The following is a 5363-nucleotide window of genomic DNA, read 5'->3' on the forward strand; positions in this document are numbered from 1 at the left end:
CGGCTGCGGGCCATTGTCGCGGTGGTCTGCATGGTCGTCGGCGGGTTCATCCTCGTGCGGTCCTTGGCCGCCCTGGGCTAGGCCGGGGCCCGGGCGCAAGGGCGCTTCCTGCCGGAGCGCCCTGCCCCCGGGCATTCTTGCCAGCCGGGATCAGCGCGGCTAGTGTCGTGAAACCCGGGTCACCTGTCCGGGTGGGAGGATCGCAACCATGCCCGCAGACAACCCTTTCCGTTTCGCCTTCGTTTCCAACTCCGCCCAGATCGCGAATACGGTCAAGGCCTTCGAGGACCCCTCACGGGAGCACATCGAAATCCGCCTGGCCAGCATGGAGGACGCCCTGCCCGTGGCCAAGGACTGCCTGGCGGCGGGGGTGGAGGTCGTCCTGGGCGGCGGGGCCACCGGCCGCCTGCTGCGGGACAAGCTCAAACTGCCGGTGGTGACCATCGCCCGCAGGGACCTGGACGTTATCCGGGCGCTCCTGCGCGCCAGGGAACGTTCCCGGCGGATCGGCCTGACCAGCTTTGGCGGCTCCACGACGGGCATGGACATCATGGCCAGGATTCTGGACGTGGATATGCGTCTGCTGGAGTTTCGCACCACCCCCGAACTGGTGGCCGCCATCACCCAGGCGGTCCAGGACGGCTACCGCTGCATCGTCGGGGGAGGGATATGCAAGACCATCGCCGAGACCGTGGGCGCGGAGGGCTTTGTGGTCGTGCCCGGGGACCGGGTCATCCAGCAGGCGCTGGAAGAGGCCCGCGTCATCGCCGCGTCCCAGCGCCGCGCCAGACAGGAGGCGGAACGCCTCCGGGTCATCCTGCATTCCGTCAAGGAGGGTGTGGTGGGCGTCGACTCCGAGGGCCGGGTCGACCTCATCAACCCCGTGGCCGCCGACATCTTGCGCCTGGACGCCGAAGCCGTCCTGCACAAGCCCATGCCCCAGGCCGTTCAGGGTGCCGGGTTGGGCAATGTGCTGGAAAGCGGCGAGGCGGAGGTCGATCAGTTCCGGCGCGTCGGCGGCGTGGACATGATCGTGAACTCCATGCCGGTCAACGTGTCGGAGGGCACGCGGGCCGTGGTGGCGACCTTTACCCGCGTCTCGCGCATCCAGGACCTCGACCGGCGGCTGAAGGAGAAGCTCTACGCCAAGGGCTTCGTGGCCCGCTACAGCCTGGACGACTACAGAGGGGAGTGCCGCTCCGTGGCCAGGCTGTGCGAGAAGGCCGGGCAATACGCCGCCACCGAGGCTTCCGTCCTCATCCAGGGCGAGACCGGCACGGGCAAGGAAATCCTGGCCCAGGGCATCCACCGGGCCAGCCGCAGAAGCGGGGGGCCTTTCGTGGCCGTGAACTGTTCGGCCCTGCCCGAGTCCCTGCTGGAAAGCGAGCTCTTCGGCTATGAGGAGGGCGCCTTCACCGGCGCGAAGCGCGGCGGCAAGCAGGGGCTTTTCGAGCTGGCGTCCGGCGGGACGTTGTTTCTCGACGAGCTGGCCGACGTGAGCCCGACGCTCCAGGTGCGACTGTTGCGCGCCATCGAGGAGAAAGAGGTCATGCGCGTCGGCGGCGACAGGATCGTGGCCGTCGACGTGAGGATCATCGCCTCGTCGTACAAGGATCTCGCCCAGGCGGCCAGGCTCGGCGACTTTCGTTCCGATCTCTACTTCCGCATTGCGACGCTCAAGCTCAAGACGGTTCCCCTGCGTGAACGGATCGAGGACATTGCGTTTCTCATGGAATCGCTGCTGAAACGCTACGACACGACCCGATGCATTTCCCCCCTGCCGCTGTCACAGCCGGTCCTTTCGCGCATGGCTGCGCACCCGTGGCCGGGGAACATCCGTGAGCTGGATTCGCTGGTGCAGCGCTATCTTGCATTGGCCAGGGCGTCGAATCCCGACGGCCAGAAGCTGCTCCTTGAGATAATGGAGGACCTGTCGGCCGAAACGCTCCAGGCATCTTCCGCGCCCTGCCTTGCCGACGGCGGCGAGCGGGGAGGCCTGAAGCAGCGTCTCCGGAAGCATGAGAGGGATATCATTGACGAAGCCCTGGTGATGGCTGGCGACAACAAGGCCAAGGCTGCAAGGATGCTGGGGATAAGTGTCAATTCGCTGTGGAGGAAGCTGCGGGGGGGCGAGGGTGCGTGCGACGCCGACCGCGGGGGGCTCTGAAGGGCGGTGCGCGCGACGATGGCGGCGGCACGGGGGGCCTGCCCCCCGCGCCCGGCTGTTGCGACGGTCTGCCCCGGTGTTTCCTTGGGGGGCTCACCCCCGTTGCGACGGTATCTGGCTAGCGTTCCTCCCAGGGGTAGTACAGGGGGGTGTTGCGGCTTTCCAGCCGCTCGTAGACCCGCCCGGACCATTGCGGTGCGGCGGCGCGCGCCCGGGGGCGGTTCCAGGTTTCGATGGAGTAGGCGGCCAGCACGGAGAGCAGCAGGAACGTGAGGATCAGGCGCATGGGGAGTCTCCGGGAAGAATGTGCAGTGCGCCCGGGCGCAAGCAACTTCCATGCCCGCCCGGGGGCGGCGCGACCGGCCCCGCTGCGCCCTGTTCCGCCTCGTTGCGCTGACCCCGGCCCCGGCCCCGCAGCGCCCGGCCCCGGCCCTGGCTCCGCAGCGCCCGGCCCCGGCCCCGTTGCACCCGGCCCCGTCGTTCTGCTATGCTGGAAGGCGGTGTCCCGTTTCCCCTTTGCCCAGGAGCCGCGTCCATGCAGACCGCGCAGACAGTTCTCGCCTCGGCGACCCTGGTTCCCATGACCCTGGAAATGGCCATCGTCCTCGGGCTGGTGGCCGCGACGGTGATCCTTTTCCTCACCGAATGGCTGCGCGTGGACGTGGTGGCCATCCTGGTCATGGTCGCCCTGCCGCTTCTGGGCATCGTCGACGGGGTGGATGCCTTCCGGGGGCTGGCCAGCAACGCGGTCATCTCCATCATCGCCGTGATCATCATGGGCCGGGGGCTTGACCACACGGGGGTCATAAGCCAGCTCATGCGCCCGCTGATGCGCCTGGCCGGGCGCAGCCGGGGCCGGATCACCGTCCTTGTGTCCGGGACGGTGGCCGTGGTGTCGAGCTTCATGCAGAACGTGGGCGCGGCGGCGTTGTTCCTGCCGGCCATCCGCCGCCTGTCGCGCCATTCCGGGGTGCCCGTGTCGCGGCTGCTCATGCCCGTTGGCTTCTCGGCCATCCTGGGCGGCACGGTGACCCTGGTGGGCTCAAGCCCGCTGATCATGCTGAACGACCTGATCCAGCCTTTCGGCCTGGCGCCTTTCGGGCTGTTCAGCGTGACCCCCGTTGGCCTGGCCCTGGTGGTGGCGGGCATCGCCTTTTTCGTCTTCGGCGGGCAGCGGCTCCTGCCCGCCGGGGAGCCGACCGGGGAGCAGGGCGAGGACCTCATGGCCTGGTACTGCGACCTGGGCTGCATGCACGAGCTGCGCGCCCCCGCCGATCTGGCCGGGGAGCTGCATGTCCAGGACCTCATCGACACCTACTGCATCCAGGTGGTGGCCCTGTCGCAGAAGGGCGGGCGCGACGTGCTCCTGCCGCCCGACCGGGCCATGCGCATCGCCCCCGGCGCGGTGCTGGCGGCCATCGGCAGCCCCGCGCGCGTGGCCGGGCTGGTCCGCGAGCATGGTTTCGTCGTCAAGGCCGGGCTGGACGTGTTCGCCCAGGCCATGTCCGACGAGGAGTCGGGAGTGGTTGAAGCCCTGGTGCCGCCCCATTCGCGCTTCATCGGCATGACCGTGGCCGACATCCGCTTCCGCCACAACCATCTCATGTCGCCCCTGGCCGTGACGCGCGACAACAAGACCCGCTACTGCGACTTCTGGGACATGGTCGTCCACGCGGGCGACTCCATCCTGATGCACGGGCGCTGGGAGAGCTTCCACGCCATGCGCCCCCGGCGCGAGATCCTGTTCGTGCAGTCCCTGGACCACGAGGTGCTGCACCCCGAAAAGGCCGGGGTGGCCGTTGGCGCGTTCCTGCTGTCCACAGGGCTTGTGCTGGCCACGGACCTGGCCCTGTCGGTGTGCCTGATGACCGGGGCGCTGGCCATGGTCCTTGGCCGCGTGCTGACCATCGACGAGGCCTACCGGGGGGTGGACTGGCGCACGGTGTTTCTGCTGGCCGGGCTCATCCCCCTGGGCGTGGCCATGGAGCGCACCGGGGCGGCCTCGTGGATGGCCGGGCATATCATGGCCCTGGTGGGCCAGCCCGCGCCGTGGGTGTTCCTGTTCGTGCTCGGGGCGTTGTCCACGGCCATGACCCTGGTGGTGTCCAACGTGGGGGCCACGGTGCTGCTGGTGCCCCTGGCGGTGGACATGGCCACCGCCGTGGGCGCGGACCCGCGCCTGTCCGCCCTGGTGGTGGCCCTGGCGGCGTCCAACTCCTTCCTGCTGCCCACCCACCAGGTCAACGCCCTGTACATGGGCCCCGGCGGCTACCGCAGCCTGGACTATGTGCGCGCGGGACTGCCCGTGTCGCTGCTCTTCCTGGCGGTGCTGACGGTCATGGTTTCGGTGTTCTATTAGGGCTGCGGCCGCAGGGGTGGCTCCCCGGGCGGGGGGCGCCGTCCGGGGCCATGACGATTTCGCGGGGGCCGGGCGCCGGGGTGCGCAGCAGGGTCAGGACGGCGCCCGCCAGGGCCCGGGTGCAGCGGCAGCCCGGCCCGGCGTCGTCCAGCAGCAGCGCCTGGGGGCAGGAGCGGCAGCGGTCGGCCTTCTCCAGCGCGGCGCGCGTCCTCGGGGCCTCGTCGCCTTCCGGCCCTTGCGCCGGGGCGGGAGGCCCTGCCCTGCCGATGCACATGATTCCTCCCGGCGCGCGGCGCCCGGCCACTAGCGGAAGAACTCCGCAGCGTACTTCAGGGCCGTGAAGACGATGACCCCCGCGAGCATGGCCTTGATGGCCCGGGCGGGCACATGCTTCTGGCAGCGGGCGCCCAGGTACATCCCGGCGGTGCCGCCGATGCCGAAGAGCAGGCCCAGGCCCCAGTCCGGCGCCACGGACAGGTGCGGGTAGAGGGGCGCCAGGGCCTGGTAGAAGCCCACCCCGGCCACGGAGGTCACGAAGGTGCCCATGAGCGCGGCTCCGGCCACGGTATGCACCGGCAGGCGGAAGAACGTCACCAGGAACGGGGCGATGATCGATCCGCCGCCGATTCCGTAGGCGCCGCCCACCACGCCCACCACCAGGCTCAGGGCGAAGATGCCCGCGCAGGACACGTCGTGGTCCTGGCCCTGGAAGGAGTAGGCCAGGCGGCGCGCGCTCAGCCCGTGCACGACCACGGCAGGGGCGGGGCCCCCGGCCCCGGCGCCGCGCGGCCGCGTGAGGCGGCCGCCCCCGGCCGCGCCCCGCGTGGCCAGCAGGTC

At 70.2% G+C, this 5363-nt stretch carries 5 protein-coding genes; 2 read left to right on the top strand and 3 right to left on the bottom strand.

All coding sequences use genetic code 11. The features are described 5' to 3' along the window. Positions 1-208 precede the first annotated feature (208 nt). Positions 209-2167 carry a sigma 54-interacting transcriptional regulator gene (locus tag M0P34_RS13360; protein WP_291499963.1) on the top strand — a complete coding sequence of 653 codons (1959 nt, stop codon included), beginning with the start codon at positions 209-211 and terminating at the stop codon, positions 2165-2167. A gap of 118 nt (positions 2168-2285) precedes the next feature. On the opposite strand, the gene M0P34_RS13365 is transcribed toward M0P34_RS13360, so the two are convergent. Continuing rightward, positions 2286-2453 carry a hypothetical protein gene (locus M0P34_RS13365; protein ID WP_291499965.1) on the bottom strand — a complete coding sequence of 56 codons (168 nt, stop codon included), beginning with the start codon at positions 2451-2453 and terminating at the stop codon, positions 2286-2288. Between the two features lie 249 nt (positions 2454-2702). Here M0P34_RS13365 and M0P34_RS13370 point away from each other — a divergent pair, with 249 nt between their 5' ends. Then, complete coding sequence (locus M0P34_RS13370; protein ID WP_291499967.1) at positions 2703-4526, top strand: SLC13 family permease; 1824 nt, start codon at positions 2703-2705, stop codon at positions 4524-4526. Here M0P34_RS13370 and M0P34_RS13375 read toward each other — a convergent pair. Further along, a complete protein-coding gene (locus M0P34_RS13375) occupies positions 4504-4800 on the bottom strand; it encodes a hypothetical protein (protein WP_291499969.1) in 297 nt (98 codons plus the stop codon). The two genes, M0P34_RS13370 and M0P34_RS13375, sit on opposite strands and share 23 nt — an antisense overlap. 29 nt (positions 4801-4829) lie before the next feature. Beyond that, positions 4830-5363: sulfite exporter TauE/SafE family protein (locus tag M0P34_RS13380; RefSeq protein WP_291499970.1), on the bottom strand; the 534-nt coding region annotated here is incomplete at its 5' end.

It is taken from the genome of Desulfocurvus sp., from assembly GCF_023230885.1.
Taxonomy (GTDB): Bacteria; Desulfobacterota; Desulfovibrionia; order Desulfovibrionales; family Desulfovibrionaceae; genus Desulfocurvus.